Below are 15,505 nucleotides of genomic sequence, written 5' to 3'. Positions count from 1 at the left end.
ATGGCGTTTACCAAGGTGATTAACATGAAACTAAATAATTCAACGTTAACTCAGCTAGACAGCCGGGTCCACCGGCCGTCTTACCTGAGAAACATGAGAAAACATGGCATTGTGCACATCGGTGTCGGCGGTTTTCACCGCTCTCACGAGGCTGTTTATACCGAACAGTTATTGCAAAAAGGTGATGGAAACTGGGCCATTTGCGGTGTTGGGTTGCGTGAATCTGACCGGGCCATGCAACAAGCACTGGCACAGCAGGACTATCTCTACACACTGATGGAACTCGATCACCAGCAAGAGACAAAGGTGAGCGTCATTGGTGCGATTTCAAACTTTCTGTTTGCCCCGGATTCACCCGCCGCAGTGCTTGAAAAGCTGGCAGATCCGGATGTCAGAATCGCGTCACTCACAATTACCGAAGGAGGTTATAACGTCGATGACAATACCGGTGAATTTAACCTCAACAACCCTGATATTATCCACGACCTGAATAACCCTGCTTCACCCTGCACGGTATTTGGTTACCTTTGCGAAGCACTCGCCAGACGAAAAGCACGAGGAATCAAACCCTTCACGGTAATGTCCTGCGATAACCTGCCACACAACGGTCAGGTAGCCCGAAAAGCCTTGCTGGCCTTTGCTCAGCAGAGTGACCCTGAACTATACGACTGGATTAACATCCATGTCAGCTTCCCAAACAGCATGGTTGACCGAATCACACCGATGACAATACCAGAACATACCCAATGGCTGGCAGATAACTATGACATTGAAGATCGCTGGCCGGTGATCTGTGAACCATTCATGCAATGGGTATTGGAGGACGATTTCTGCAATGGTCGCCCCGATTGGGATACCGTCGGTGTCCAGCTAACTCAGGATGTCACCCCCTATGAGTTAATGAAGATCCGTCTGCTCAATGCCAGTCATTCAGCAATGGGGTATCTGGGATATCTTGCAGGTTACCGCTATACCAATGATGTGATGAATGACAGACGCTTTGTAAGCTTCATTCGCAACTTTATGAACAATGATGTTACTCCGGTGCTGGGAAACATTCCTGGAGTCGACATTGAGGCTTACAAAGACACTCTGATTCAGCGATTTTCTAACCAGAAAATGGCTGATCAGCTCGCACGATTATGCATGGATGGCTCCGGCAAAATACCAAAATTTCTCACGCCCACTATTCAGCAATGTCTGTCACAAGGACTGCCGTTACATCGCCTTGCATTTATTATCGCCGGCTGGGCGGCTTATCTCCGCAGTCAGGCGGTTGATGCCATTCAGGACCCTATGGCTGAAAGGCTTAAGGTTGCAGTGAGTCAGGGATCATCCATCAGTGATGCATTTCTTAACTTAGAGGATCTTTTCGGATCTGAGTTAATCGCTTCAGATGAGTTTACTCAACTATTCAATACAGCACTGACTCAGATCGAGTCTCAGGGTGTTCTGGATATGCTTGAAGCGTTGAATGCGCAAGCGGTTCAGGCAGAGGAAAGACAACATGTATGAACTTGATCAATCGGTCACCTGGAAAAAACTTAAACAGCTGGCCGAAGATACCCGCGATGACCGGATAGCCGACTACTTTGCCCAGGATCCGGAGCGATTCCAGAAAATGAGTGTGCGTCTGGGGGGACTGTTTCTGGATTACTCCAAGAACAAGCTGTCCGACAAGGTACTTACCACTCTGGAGCAGTTGGCTGAGCACTCGCCTCTGCGACAGCGCCGGGCACAGATGTTCTCTGGTGATATTATCAATGTCACCGAGAAGCGTCCGGTGTTGCATATCGCTTTGCGCAACCGGGGCCCGGAGCTCGTGGTCGTCAATGGTCGCGACGTTATGCCTGACATCCATGCCAGCCTGCAAAAACTGGAAGCATTCAGCAATAAAGTTCGTGATGGAGAGTGGCTGGGTTATTCCGGCAAACCGATTCGTCATATCATTAATATCGGTATTGGCGGGTCCGACCTTGGCCCCAATATGGTCTGCCGCGCACTACATGCCTACAAGCACCCGAATCTGAGCTTCCATTTTGTCTCCAATGTTGATGGTCAACATATCAAAAAGGTACTTAGTGGACTTGACCCTGAAACGTCACTCTTCATTGTCTCAACGAAAACCTTCTCAACGCAGGAAACACTGCTCAACGCCAATAGCGCAAAACGCTGGTTTATGGCATCAACAGGGGGGACCGAAGCCGATATCGGTCAGCACTTCGTTGCAGTATCCACCAACAAAGACGCTGCCATGGAGTTCGGCATCAAACAGGAGAATATTTTCGAGTTCTGGGCCTGGGTAGGAGGACGCTATTCACTCTGGTCCAGTATCGGTCTGCCAATCGCATTAAGTATCGGTTACACACTATTTATTGAACTGCTTGAGGGCGCCTATGAGATGGACAGGCACTTTATGGAAGCACCTTTGCGCCAGAACATGCCAGTACTCATGGCGTTGATCGGCATCTGGAACACTAATTTTCTCGGCGCTGAAACTCAGGCCATCATTCCCTATGATCAGGCCTTACATCAGCTGCCCTCTTTCCTACAACAATTGGATATGGAAAGTAACGGGAAGTCTGTCGACAGTGAGGGGAAGCCCGTCAATTATGCTACCGGGCCAATTATCTGGGGACAAACCGGCTCCAATGGACAGCACGCATTTTTCCAACTGCTGCATCAGGGAACCCGTTTTGTACCAATCGACTTTATCGCTTCGCTGCCCGATGATAAGGAAACCGAGGAGCATCAGTTTGCCCTGCTCACCAATATGCTGGCACAGGCAAACGCATTTATGAACGGTGACGTTATTGAAGGAAAACTGGATTATGCCAGCTGCCCCGGAAACCGTCCCAGCAATGTCATCCTGCTGGATCAGTTAAACCCACGAAATCTGGGCGCGCTGATAGCACTCTATGAACACAAAGTCTTTGTCCAGGGGGCTATCTGGAATATCAACTCATTTGACCAATGGGGTGTACAGCTTGGCAAACGGTTAGCCACAGAGATCAGTCGCAATATTGAACGTAAAAGTTCGGATTATGACGCATCTACCCAGGGGCTACTGGAAATAGTCAGACAACGGCTCACGGTTAACGCGACTAAGGCTGAGGTTGTCACACAAAAAACTAAAACCTCAAAGAAGCAGAGTACAGACTGATGGATAAAATTATCTCCTTCGGTGAAGCATTGGTGGATATGCTTTCAACCCGAATCAATAATCAGCATTCAGATGGGCCTGAAGCCTTTATCAAGTTTCCGGGTGGCGCACCTGCCAACGTTGCTGCAGCAGTCGGCAAGTTGGGGGGACGTAGTTACTTTGCCGGTAAAGTAGGTAAGGATATGTTCGGGGATTTTATGCGTGAGTCATTGCAGGACGCAAACGTCAACACTGACTATCTACTGAGTACAAGTGAAGCGAATACAGCGCTTGCTTTCGTCTCCCTGGACCATACAGGTGAGCGTAGTTTCGAATTTTATCGCAACCCTTCTGCTGATCTTTTTTTCCAGACTGCAGAGTTTAAATCCGACTGGTTTAGTGAACCGGGTATATTCCATTTCTGTTCAAATACCCTGACCCATGAAACCATTGAAACAACAACGAACGAAGGTATAGATAAAGCAAAAAAAGCGGGATTTATGATTAGTTTTGATATTAATCTTAGATTGAATTTATGGCCAAATAATCGCGACCCTCTTGAACCTATATGGCAATGCATAAAAAAGTCAGACATTATTAAATTATCAGCCGAAGAACTAGATTTTTTTTGTAGCAACCACGATGAAAACGACATCATCAATAAGATGCTATTCACGGGTGTTTCGCTAATTATTATTACCGATGGCGGAGAAAAATTACGTTTTTATACCCAGAATAGGCAAGGAGAAATCTCTCCTCCTAAAGTGACTATGGTTGACAGTACTGCTGCTGGCGATGCATTTATAGGGGGCTTATTATTTTCTCTGGCTAAGCTGAACATATCTTCTGCTGGCATCTTTGAAACACTTAAAATACCTGAATTAATTGAAGAAACTCTCAGATTCGCATGCCGATGTGGTGCTCATGCCGTGACAAAAAAAGGGGCTTTCACCTCACTTCCTACCCATTCAGACCTCATTATTTGAGGTTATCAGATTGGAAAACTTGAATCAGAAAAGTACCCGCAAGATGCTCTTCTGATACAGGCCTGGTTTTTATATCAGAAACACTCGATTATAAAACCCTTAAAAATCCATAAAAACAATATATAAAATCACAAAAGTACAAATCAAAATACATAAAAGTACACGCAAAATTCATAGTCAAAAAAATACATAACATCCATCATTTTTGTATTTGTTCAACAAACACACCTCCTATTTAATAACCTACATCAGATTATAAAATAAAACTGATAAACATAAAAATACGAAAAATAAACATAATAATCGTAAGAGGTTTCACTTTGAATAAGTCAATTTTACTTACCAGCGCAATTCTTGGCTGCACTTTATCAAGTTTCGCACAGGCACAGCTCTCGTTTGATGCAAATCTTGAACTCGATACCGATGCGGTTGATACCGCAACCACCTCTACCACCTACGACCAGAACGGTTTTGTCGAACTGAATGTCGCCTCAAAACGTGAAAACGGTGATTACTTTGTCGCCGCGAAAGGCGGCGTGCGTCTGACAACCGATGGTGATGACAAAGTAGTGGTACGTGATGCCTATATTCAACTGGGCAACAGCAGCTGGGATGCACAGATAGGCCGTTTCGAGGCGATCAACCTGTTCCCACTGGGTAAAGATACGCTGGTTGCCCATGCTGGCGGTGTATCGGTTTACGAGGCAAATAAAGTGCGCGGTTTTGCCGGTGATGATGGTGGCCAGATCGCCCTGCACTTCAAAGCCTCTGATAGGCTGAAGTTTGAACTGGATACTATTTTTGGTGATGACGATACCGCCGGCGATAATGGCACCGCAATATCAGGTTATCGCCCCTCCGTCACCTGGAGTACCGATGGATTCAGCCTGACCGCAGGCTTCGAGAGTGTTAAATACGACCTGACCGCTGGCGGCAATGTGGACCAAACCGGTTATGCATTAACGGCAAATTTTGATCTGTCCGGCGCAAACGTCAATATTTCTGCATCCCGTCTGGAAGATGACAACAGCGATCAGAAAGTGAACTCCTATGCGGCCAACGTCACCTACGGTAATTTCGGGGCCGGTGTCGTTCGCTCTGACGAGGATAACGCAACCGGTCCTGACCCGGATGTGACCACCACCTATGTCGCTTACTCAGTGCCTCTGTTTGGCATTCAGGAAGCAACTGTCACTTTTGCCGGATCGTACTCTAGCGCATCAAATGTTGTGGACGATGAAACCACCGCAGCCCGGTACGGTTCAATTACACATTCTAAACCCGCTTAAACTGCATGGGTCCGGTCGTTGTCCCCCTTCACGGCTTCCGGACCCACGCACCACACAGTTTTACCTCAGCACAGCGATGTCTTCCGCTGTTAATGCACTTTGGGAACCGTCCACCCCATCGCTTCACACTCAGTACAGTGACTCAGTTTGACGGTCTTGGTAAACACCACGTTGGCATAATTAAAACTGTCAGACTCCGCCATTCGCTTAACGACGGGAATCTGATATTTAAGCGGATACACACTGTCCGATTTTATATATCGGCCACAATCACCATCCGTGCGAAATACGCAGTACTGATAGCTATACTCTGCAGGTCTGATGAGCGGCACCGTTTCAGATGACACGCAGCGACGATCACTGTCCCCAATACTACCGGTGATAGAAAACTCACTACAGACCTCGGTGTTTCCTGCATAAAACATCAGATCGCCGTCGTTATCACGGTAGTAACGAATATCAGGGACTTTAACCCAGACAGTTTTTGATCCTTTACCGTTAGCAGCATGCACATAAAACGGCACCGTCGGTACCACCGGATGGTAAAAACGATCCTGGTACAGCTCACTTATTTTACTTTCCGGCCCTACCGCAGCCGTTGTTTGCAATGGAATAATGACCAATAAAGGCAGCATCAGCAGATCTGCAATAAACTTATTCATAACCTGACTCCCGAGATTCGGAATATGGAGGGTAGTCCGCCTGTCCCCCCGGATAAACGCCCCTCATCACTACCACGGCGAGCCCGACCCGGGCAGACCCCTAAAGCAGTATTGATACTGACAGACCATTACAAACTCTGACGTTTGCAAAGAGTGATCAATGACCTGATAAGAGACGTCCTATAAAGGATATGCGCTAAACATGAGATCAGACTGAAAATCCGTAGAAACCTGTGTGTTTTATTAGAACCGTTCGGTATTTAGCATGAGCCAAAGCCTATAAACAGCAATATATACGTTTTATTACCTATAAATATCAATAAATCAATTCAATTTTAATAATATATACGTTATATTTACAAAATAATTATTCACGAAAATAACCCCCAGGAGACCATCAGCATGACCAGTATCATCGAGAAGATAGTTGCACGGGAGATCCTCGACTCACGGGGTAATCCAACCGTTGAAGCCGAAGTGATACTGGCCTCAGGCGTGACCGGAGTCGCTTGCGCTCCCTCAGGGGCAAGCACCGGATCAAGAGAAGCGCTGGAACTGAGAGATGGCGATAAAAGTCGTTATAACGGCAAAGGGGTTCTAACCGCTGTTAATAATATCAACTCAAAGATCGCGGTTGTGCTCAAAGGTTTTGACGCCCGTAATCAGCGCGCGCTGGATCAGGCGCTGATTGAGATGGACAATACCGAAAACAAATCTAACCTTGGTGCCAACGCGACGCTAGCGGTCTCTCTGGCCGCGGCAAAAGCAGCCGCAGCAGATCAGAACCGCCCTCTCTATGCACACATCGCCTCTCTCTATGGGCAGCCGGGCGTGTTCAGCATGCCACTTCCCATGATGAACATCATCAATGGCGGTGAGCATGCCGACAACACGGTTGATATTCAGGAGTTCATGATTCAGCCGGTCTCTGCCCCCACCTGCCGTGAAGGCTTGCGTATGGGTGCTGAGGTATTCCATTCACTTAAAAAAGTGCTTCAGGCGCGGGGGCTAAGTACCGCCGTGGGCGACGAGGGTGGTTTTGCGCCGGACCTGCAAAGCAACGAGGAAGCGCTGATCGTGATTCGTGAAGCGGTTGAACAGGCAGGCTACTCACTGGGAACAGACTTCACTCTGGCACTGGACTGTGCCGCGTCTGAGTTTTATCGTGATGGCGAGTATCAGCTCAGCGGCGAAGGTAAGTCATTCAGTTCACAGGGTTTCAGCGATTACCTGGCCGAACTGACTCAACACTATCCGATTGTATCAATTGAGGATGGTCTGGATGAATCTGACTGGGAAGGCTGGGCTTACCTGACAGAGAAACTGGGTAGTGAAGTTCAGCTGGTAGGTGATGATCTTTTTGTCACCAATACCCAAATACTTCAGCGCGGTATCAATCAGAAGATCGGCAACTCAATCCTGATCAAGTTTAATCAGATCGGCACCCTGAGTGAAACCCTGGACGCCATCAGTATGGCCCAGACGGCGGGTTATCGTGCAGTGATCTCCCATCGTTCCGGCGAAACGGAAGATACCACTATCGCAGATCTGGCGGTTGGCACCTGTGCCGGTCAGATTAAAACCGGCTCACTCTGCCGTTCCGACCGGGTCGCCAAATACAACCGCCTGTTACGGATAGAAGAAGTGCTGCAGGATGCCGCGCCCTATCGCGGTCGTGGTGAAATTTTCGGACAATAGTCCAGATCCTTGATTCAGTGATGCGTGATTACAATTGTTAACGGGCGTTAACTCCTCAGACATTTACGGTTAACGTACGAGCTTTTAAATAGAGACATTATAATAAGGGTAGTGGACCGTTTTTTTGCCACCCCCCTTCCCAAATAACCGTTCAGGAACACAACCATGCTAAAGGTCATCTCTTTTGGCGAAGCTTTGGTCGACATGCTCTCCAGCCAGGTCAGTGAAAACCCGTCCAGCGGAGTTGAACAGTTCGCTAAATACCCCGGAGGAGCGCCCGCAAATGTCGCTGCCGCCGTGGGAAAACTCGGCGGCAACAGTTACATGGCCGGAAAAATTGGCACCGACATGTTTGGTATTTTTATGCGCCAGTCGCTGCATGAAGCCGGCGTAAATACCGATTACCTGCTGAATACCAACGCAGCAAACACCGCACTGGCGTTTGTCTCACTGGATGCAGAAGGCGAGCGCAGTTTCACCTTCTACCGCAACCCCTCTGCCGATATGCTATTTACAGCGGATGAGTTTGAGGATGACTGGTTTGCGGATGCGGGCATCTTTCACTTCTGCTCCAATACGCTGACAGCAATCGGGATCAGAGAGGCGACTCTTGCGGGGATAAGAAAAGCGAAAGCAGCCGGTTTTCTGATCAGTTTTGATGTCAACCTGCGCTGCAATTTATGGCCAGCAGGCAGCGACCCGACAGCACCCATTTGGCAGGCACTGGCGCTGGCCGATATGGTCAAGCTGAGTCTGGATGAGATGAACTTTCTCGCGGCCAGCACCTCACAGGATGAAGTGTTACAGCGACTACTGGATAGCGGTGTGTCACTGGTTCTGCTGACCGATGGCGGTAACCCGTTGCGTTACTTCAGCCAGCAGAGTAGCGGGACGGTCACCCCACCCAAAGTATCAATGGTGGACAGCACCGCGGCGGGAGATGCGTTTATTGGTGGATTTATCTATCAGCTTGCCGCGATGGACTGCAAGCATAGTGAACTGAATACGCTGCTGAACACGCCGGACAGATTAGAAAAAGCACTACGATTCGCATCCCATTGCGGTGCCTACGCGGTGTCCCACAAAGGTGCCTTCACCTCACTCCCCGGCATAAACGACCTGCCGTTATAAGCCTCGATTTTCTGATACTCTGCGAGCAGACAAAAGCGTCCCAAAAGGTCCTGATAAACATCGTTTTATCGGGACTTTTTTATATAGATCATCTCAAACAAGCTCCGACACACTTTCATCCAGTATTTCAATTATTAACAGACCGTATAAAAACAAAAATCGGACGTTAATTCTAAACCTTTTCAATAGCAATCTGCGTCGGGCGATCCTGCATCGCCCGTTAGACGCGGATCTGAAAATAATAAAACGAAAAGGTGAATCACGTTGAAAAAGTCCATTTTATTGACCTCAGCTATTCTTGGCTGTGCGTTAGCCGGTACCGCTCAGGCACAACTCGCGTTTGATGCAAATCTTGAACTTGATACCGATGCGGTTGATACCGCAGCCTCATCCACAACCTATGACCAGAACGGTTTTGTCGAACTGAATGTCGCCTCAAAACGTGAAAACGGTGATTACTTTGTCGCCGCGAAAGGCGGCGTGCGTCTGACAACCGACGGTGATAAAAATGTGGTGGTGCGTGATGCCTATATTCAGCTGGGCAACAGCAGCTGGAATGCGCAGATCGGCCGTTTCGAGGCGATCAACCTGTTCCCCCTGGGTAAAGATACGCTAATTGCCCATGCCGGTGGTGTATCGGTTTACGAGGCAAATAAAGTGCGTGGTTTTGCCGGGGATGATGGTGGTCAGATAGCTCTGCACTTTAAAGCCTCTGATAGCCTGAAGTTTGAACTGGATACTATTTTTGGTGATGACGATACCGCCGGCGATAATGGTACCGCTGTATCCGGTTACCGTCCTTCCGTCACCTGGAGTACAGACGGATTCAGCCTGACCGCAGGCTTTGAGAGCGTTAACTACGACCTGACCGCTGGCGGCAATGTCGATCAAACCGGTTATGCATTAACAGCAAATTTTGATCTGTCCGGCGCTAACGTCAATATCGCGGCATCCCGCCTGGAAGATGACAACACCGACCAGAAAGTTAACTCCTATGTCGCCAACCTGACCTACGGCAATTTTGGGGCCGGTGTGATTCTGTCAGAAGAAGATAACGCAACCGGTCCTGACCCGGATGTAACCACCACCTATGTCGCTTACTCAGTGCCTCTGTTTGGTATTCAGGAAGCAACTGTCACCTTTGCTGGTTCCTACTCAAGCGCATCAAATGTTGTGGACGATGAAACCACTGCAGCCCGGGTACGCTTCAACTACACCTTTTAAACAACTCGTTTCGCAGAGCTCGTTTCAGATAGCTCGTTTTACAGAGCTCGTTTAAATAAAAACTGAGCTTCGCATCGGCCACCCTCCCCCTTCGGGTGTCTGACTGCGCTCTCGTCAGTAACAACCGGCACTCACTTACCCTGATGCCGGTTTTTTCATGCCTTGAAAAAAGATCAACTATCTCTCCCTTATACCGGTGATTGGCCAGCTGAAGAAATTATACAAAGGACGATACCCGTCGTATTCACGGCGAAAACAGGCCTGAATCATCCATTACTATTTTTATAACCGGGCGAAAGGCAGGCTGCTTAACTAGAATACATTCAGAGGGATAACAAACGCCGACACAAAACATGAAGAAGACAGATTTTTACCACCCGCTGGACGGTCATCAAGGCTCCATTAATAAAAACGCCCCATTGATCTGAATAACCTAGCTTCTGGGTACTATCTCACTTGGGTATATTAGCTTAAAAACTCTAGAGAAATGCTGCTTAAATCCGTTGTTCAATCGAGGTTTTTTTAAACATAATTATTGATAAACACGCTTAATTGCGAAGTGAGTATTTGAACATGAAAGCGTTGGTAAAAATGAAGTCTGCACCCGGCTTATGGCTGGAAGAGGTCCCCACTCCGACTATCGGCATCAACGATGTCCTGATCAAAATAAAGCGCACCGCCATCTGCGGTACCGACATGCATATCTATAACTGGGATAGCTGGGCACAAAAAACCATTCCCATACCCATGGTCATCGGCCATGAGTTCGTTGGCGTGATCGTTGAGGTCGGCTCTAACGTCAATGACTTCCATCCTGGACAGATCGTTTCCGGCGAGGGCCATGTGGTCTGTGGCCGTTGCCGCAACTGTATGGCTGGCCGTCGCCATCTCTGTTCACATACCAGCGGTGTGGGGGTGAACAGGCAGGGCGCGTTTGCCGAATACCTGGCCTTGCCGATGTCTAATGTATGGGAACATCGTCCCGGAATCGATCTCGATGTGGCAGCACTGTTTGACCCGTTAGGCAACGCGGTACACACTGCGCTGCAATATGATCTGTTGGGCGAAGATGTTCTCATTACCGGCGCGGGACCTATCGGCATCATGGCCGCCGCCGTTTGTCGCCATGCCGGTGCCCGCCATGTGGTGATTACCGATATCAACCCTCAGCGTTTAGCTCTGGCTAAAAAATTGGGCGCAACCTGTACAGTGGATGTGTCTAAACAAGATCTAAGCACTGTGCAGACACAACTGGGGATGACCGAAGGCTTTGATGTTGGCCTGGAGATGTCGGGCAACCCCGCGGCGTTTCAGGACTTACTGAGCAATATGTGTCATGGTGGCAAGGTGTCTATATTAGGTATTCCCGCCGATCCAGTGGCTATCGACTGGAGTCAGGTGATTTTCAATATGCTGACCCTGAAAGGTATTTACGGCCGGGAGATGTATGAAACCTGGTATAAAATGTCGGTCTTTATTGAATCAGGGCTGGATATTTCCGCCGTCATTACCCACCGCTTCGATTACACCGATTTCCAGAAAGGGTTTGATGCCATGAATAGCGGAGAGGCCTGTAAGGTTATTCTCAACTGGGACTAATCGTTAATCAGCCACTTTATTAAACCGGGAGAACTACTGTGCACAATCAGTTTCAGGAACATATAGCGCTGCAACTGGCAGAGATCGAGGCCGCGGGTCTGTTTAAGCGAGAGCGCCTGATCACCTCGCCACAGAGCGCCCATGTTGGCGTCGCTCAGGAGTCCAGCCCCGAAAAACAGGTGCTCAACCTCTGCGCTAACAACTATCTGGGGCTGGCTCAGCACCCAGAGGTAAACGCAGCAGCCAAAGTGGGTTTAGAGCAATGGGGCTATGGCATGGCGTCAGTCCGGTTTATTTGCGGCACCCAGACCCTGCACAAACAGCTTGAAAATAAGCTCAGTGAATTTCTCGGTATGGAAAGCACTATTCTCTACCCCTCATGTTTCGATGCCAATGGGGGATTGTTTGAAACCCTGCTGACTGAAGATGACGCCATTATTTCCGATGAACTGAACCATGCCAGTATTATCGATGGCATCCGCCTGTGTAAGGCGAAGCGGTATCGTTACCGCAACAGTGATATGGCCGACCTGGAACAGCAGCTGCAAGCAGCTGACAAAAACGGCGCACGTTTCAAACTGATCTCCACCGACGGCGTGTTCTCGATGGACGGCTATATCGCACGCTTAGATGAGATCTGCGATCTGGCGGAAAAATACAATGCCTTGGTTCACTTTGATGATGCCCACTCAACCGGTTTTATCGGTGCCGGTGGTCGGGGCACCCATGAATACCGCAACTGTATGGATCGGGTGGATATTATCACCGGCACCCTGGGGAAAGCGCTCGGAGGCGCCAGCGGCGGTTATACCAGTGCCAGCAACGAAATTGTTGAGCTTTTACGTCAGCGTTCACGGCCCTACCTGTTCTCCAACACGGTGGCACCTCCTGTCGTGGCAGGCGCGTTAAAGGCCATTGAGCTGATCACCGAATCCAGCGACCTGCGAGACCAGTTAGTTATCAATACCGCCCTGTTCCGGGACGGTTTGCAGCGACAGGGTTTTGAGCTGCTACCAGGGGAGCATCCGATTGTGCCGGTGATGTTGCACGATGCAAAAGTCGCAGGTCAGTTTGCTAACGCTATGTTAGAACAAGGGGTTTATGTCGTCGCCTTCTCTTACCCTGTCGTACCTAAAGGAAAAGCCCGCATTCGGACGCAAATGTCCGCTGCATTAACCCGGGATGATATTGAGTTTGCCATTGAAGCGTTTGGCCGGGTCAAAACTGAAATGGGTCTATAAGATTCCAGTCACACAATTATTGAGCGCCCACCCAAAGTCAGATCTATGACTTTGGGTGGAGTTAAACCTTCATCGCGCCTCTTTCAGATCACGCCTCAAGCCAGACTAGACCATCAGATGTCGCTAAGAGGCTAAGTTAGCGTTCAAACTCGCTCATCAAACCTTTTCAGACAGACTCCAGCCATCTCTTTAAGAGATGGCTACCCCATATTTTACTACTTCTTAAATCCTTAATTTGCCCTCAATATTGCTGAAAAATATAATAAAAGCAGAGGAGTAGCACTCGTGGATCATGATAAATCATCAACTGCGAAGGATTCCCATACTGGCATGACTGAAGAACCTCTCAAGGGGGTTCGGGTATTGGAGTTAGGCTCCCTGATTGCTGGCCCTTATGCTGCCAGTATCTTCGGCCAGTTCGGTGCAGAAGTGATCAAAGTAGAACCTCCCGGTAGCGGTGACCCGTTGCGTCGCTGGCGCAAAATGTACAAAGACACCTCACTTTGGTGGTATACCCAAAGCCGCAACAAAAAATCTATCACCATAGACCTGAAAAGCCCAAAAGGGCAAAAAATCATTCACGACCTCATTCTTGAAACCGATATTGTTATTGAGAACTTTCGCCCCGGTACGCTGGAAAAGTGGAATCTGGGCTGGGAACAGCTCTCGGCAATCAATCCTTCGCTCATAATGGTGCGCGTCTCAGGATATGGTCAGGATGGCCCCTATGCCCCCCGTCCAGGTTTTGCGGCGATCGCCGAATCGATGGGCGGTTTGCGCCATCTGGCCGGTTACCCAGACCGTCCACCAGTGCGTGCAGGGGTAAGTATAGGCGACACACTCGCCTCACTTTACGGTGTAATCGGCGCAATGACGGCGATGTATCACCTCAAGGTCAATGGCGGTAAAGGCCAGTATGTCGATGTCGCCCTAACCGAAGCGGTATTAGGGGTGATGGAAAGCCTGATCCCGGAATACGGTATGTTTGGCTTTATTCGCGAACGCACCGGCGCCAGTATGCCCGGCATTGCGCCCTCGAGTTCATATCCTACCCTTGATGAGCGCTATATCGTTATCGCAGCTAACAGCGACAGTATTTTCAACCGTTTTATGGTGGCAATCGGTCGACAGGATCTTGCCGATGATGCGGGGTTAAAACATAACGATGGCAGGGCCGCCCGCTGTGATGAGCTGGACCAGATCATTGAGCACTGGACCCGTCAGCATACGCTGGAAGCGGCACTGGCCGTACTGGAAGAAGCGGAGGTTCCCGCCAGCGCCATTAACAATGCTGAGGATATCTATAACGATCCCCATTTTCGTGCTCGAGACATGATCTGTGAACACAGTCTGCCCGATGGCGAATCGATCTCTATTCCCGGTATCGTGCCCAAACTAAGTGCCACACCCGGCACCACCAAATGGCTGGGTCCCAAGCTTGGGGAGCATACCGCCGAAGTACTGAAACACTTAGGCCTTGATGATGCCAGCATTGATGCGCTGAAAGCTGAAGGCGTAATTTAGGAGCGGCGATATGTTTAATACGACCATGCCAGCCCAGGTATTGATCAACGAAGTGGCCACCCGTGATGGCTTCCAGAGTGAAGCCAACTTCGTGCCCACCGAAGATAAAATAGCGCTGATCAACCGTCTGTCTCTGGTGGGACTGAATAAGATCGAGGTCACCTCGTTTGTCTCTCCACGAGCTATTCCCAACCTGCGGGATGCCGAAGAGGTGATGCAGCGCATTATCCGTAATCCTCAGGTGCTTTACACCACTCTGGTGCCCAACGAAAAAGGCGCTGAGCGAGCAATGGCCTGCAAAGCGGATGAGATCAACCTGGCGATGTCGGTGAGTGAGAACCACAACCTTGCGAATATGCGCATGACCTGCGAGGAATCCCTGAGTCAGTTTAAGCGGATTTGCGATCTGGTTTCGCCCAGTGGCATGCGTATCAACGGCTCTCTGGCGACCACCTTCGGTTGTCCTTTTGAGGGGATATTATCAACCGATAAAGTATTTGCCCTGATTGAGCGTTACCTTCAGGCAGGGGTGCAGAGCATCTCTCTGTGTGATACCACAGGTATGGCTGCCCCTCAGCAAGTCTATGACCTGTGCACCCAGGTTCGCAGCCGTTTTCCGCAAACCGAGGTAACTCTGCATCTGCATAATACCCGAGGTATGGGGTTAGCCAATGTCATGGCAGGCCTGAGTGCAGGTGTGAATCAGTTCGATGCGTCCCTGGGCGGCATCGGAGGCTGTCCTTATGCGCCGGGAGCTACCGGTAATATCTGCACTGAAGATCTGGTGCATATGCTGGAAGCAAACGGTTTGGATACCCAGGTCGATCTGCAGCAGTTAATCGCGTTAGCGAAACAACTGCCCGACCTGCTGGGCCATGACCTGCCCGGCCAGGTTGCGAAGGCGGGTATTCGTACTGAGACACGCCCCATACCGGCGTCGGTACTGGCGCTAAAAGAGAATAAACAAACGCTGGCAGCAGCGAAACCATTTTAGGTGTTTAACTGGTCG

At 49.3% G+C, this 15,505-nt stretch carries 12 protein-coding genes; 11 read left to right on the top strand and 1 reads right to left on the bottom strand.

Annotated elements, in window-relative coordinates:
- Nucleotides 1–24: 24 nt before the first annotated feature.
- The 4 genes from Q0499_RS20620 (at nt 25) to Q0499_RS20605 (ending at nt 5,417) form a co-directional block, all read left to right on the top strand.
- Nucleotides 25–1,515, top strand: a complete 1,491-nt coding sequence (locus Q0499_RS20620) for a mannitol dehydrogenase family protein (RefSeq protein WP_299203792.1) — start codon at nt 25–27, stop codon at nt 1,513–1,515.
- Nucleotides 1,508–3,163 (top strand): glucose-6-phosphate isomerase, encoded by a 1,656-nt coding sequence (pgi, locus tag Q0499_RS20615; RefSeq protein WP_299203789.1) that lies wholly within the window; start codon nt 1,508–1,510, stop codon nt 3,161–3,163. The genes Q0499_RS20620 and pgi overlap by 8 nt, the downstream gene beginning before the upstream one ends.
- Complete coding sequence (locus tag Q0499_RS20610) at nt 3,163–4,128, top strand: carbohydrate kinase (protein ID WP_299203786.1); 966 nt, start codon at nt 3,163–3,165, stop codon at nt 4,126–4,128. The genes pgi and Q0499_RS20610 overlap by 1 nt, the downstream gene beginning before the upstream one ends.
- A gap of 320 nt (nt 4,129–4,448) precedes the next feature.
- Nucleotides 4,449–5,417 (top strand): carbohydrate porin, encoded by a 969-nt coding sequence (locus tag Q0499_RS20605; RefSeq protein WP_299203783.1) that lies wholly within the window; start codon nt 4,449–4,451, stop codon nt 5,415–5,417.
- Nucleotides 5,418–5,506: 89 nt separating this feature from the next.
- Here Q0499_RS20605 and Q0499_RS20600 read toward each other — a convergent pair whose 3' ends face one another.
- On the bottom strand, nt 5,507–6,079 hold the full coding sequence (locus Q0499_RS20600; RefSeq protein ID WP_299203780.1) for a hypothetical protein: 573 nt from the start codon (nt 6,077–6,079) through the stop codon (nt 5,507–5,509).
- A gap of 402 nt (nt 6,080–6,481) precedes the next feature.
- Here Q0499_RS20600 and eno point away from each other — a divergent pair, with 402 nt between their 5' ends.
- The 7 genes from eno (at nt 6,482) to Q0499_RS20565 (ending at nt 15,490) form a co-directional block, all read left to right on the top strand.
- Nucleotides 6,482–7,777 carry a phosphopyruvate hydratase gene (gene eno, locus Q0499_RS20595; protein WP_299203777.1) on the top strand — a complete coding sequence of 432 codons (1,296 nt, stop codon included), beginning with the start codon at nt 6,482–6,484 and terminating at the stop codon, nt 7,775–7,777.
- A 165-nt stretch (nt 7,778–7,942) separates the two neighbouring features.
- Nucleotides 7,943–8,908, top strand: a complete 966-nt coding sequence (locus tag Q0499_RS20590) for a carbohydrate kinase (protein ID WP_299203774.1) — start codon at nt 7,943–7,945, stop codon at nt 8,906–8,908.
- Between the two features lie 264 nt (nt 8,909–9,172).
- A complete protein-coding gene (locus Q0499_RS20585) occupies nt 9,173–10,132 on the top strand; it encodes a carbohydrate porin (RefSeq protein ID WP_299203771.1) in 960 nt (319 codons plus the stop codon).
- A 573-nt stretch (nt 10,133–10,705) separates the two neighbouring features.
- The gene (tdh, locus tag Q0499_RS20580; protein ID WP_299203768.1) at nt 10,706–11,731 is read left to right on the top strand and encodes an L-threonine 3-dehydrogenase; all 1,026 of its coding nucleotides are present in this window, start codon (nt 10,706–10,708) and stop codon (nt 11,729–11,731) included.
- A 38-nt stretch (nt 11,732–11,769) separates the two neighbouring features.
- Complete coding sequence (locus Q0499_RS20575; protein WP_299203765.1) at nt 11,770–12,972, top strand: glycine C-acetyltransferase; 1,203 nt, start codon at nt 11,770–11,772, stop codon at nt 12,970–12,972.
- Nucleotides 12,973–13,302: 330 nt separating this feature from the next.
- The gene (locus Q0499_RS20570) at nt 13,303–14,496 is read left to right on the top strand and encodes a CaiB/BaiF CoA-transferase family protein (protein WP_299203762.1); all 1,194 of its coding nucleotides are present in this window, start codon (nt 13,303–13,305) and stop codon (nt 14,494–14,496) included.
- 10 nt (nt 14,497–14,506) lie between these two features.
- The gene (locus Q0499_RS20565) at nt 14,507–15,490 is read left to right on the top strand and encodes a hydroxymethylglutaryl-CoA lyase (protein ID WP_299203759.1); all 984 of its coding nucleotides are present in this window, start codon (nt 14,507–14,509) and stop codon (nt 15,488–15,490) included.
- Nucleotides 15,491–15,505 lie beyond the last annotated feature (15 nt).

The organism is uncultured Amphritea sp. (genome assembly GCF_937127095.1).
Lineage (GTDB): Bacteria > Pseudomonadota > Gammaproteobacteria > Pseudomonadales > Balneatricaceae > Amphritea.
The sequence above is the reverse complement of the archived record's forward strand: the minus strand, read 5'-3'. Positions and strand labels throughout refer to the sequence as shown.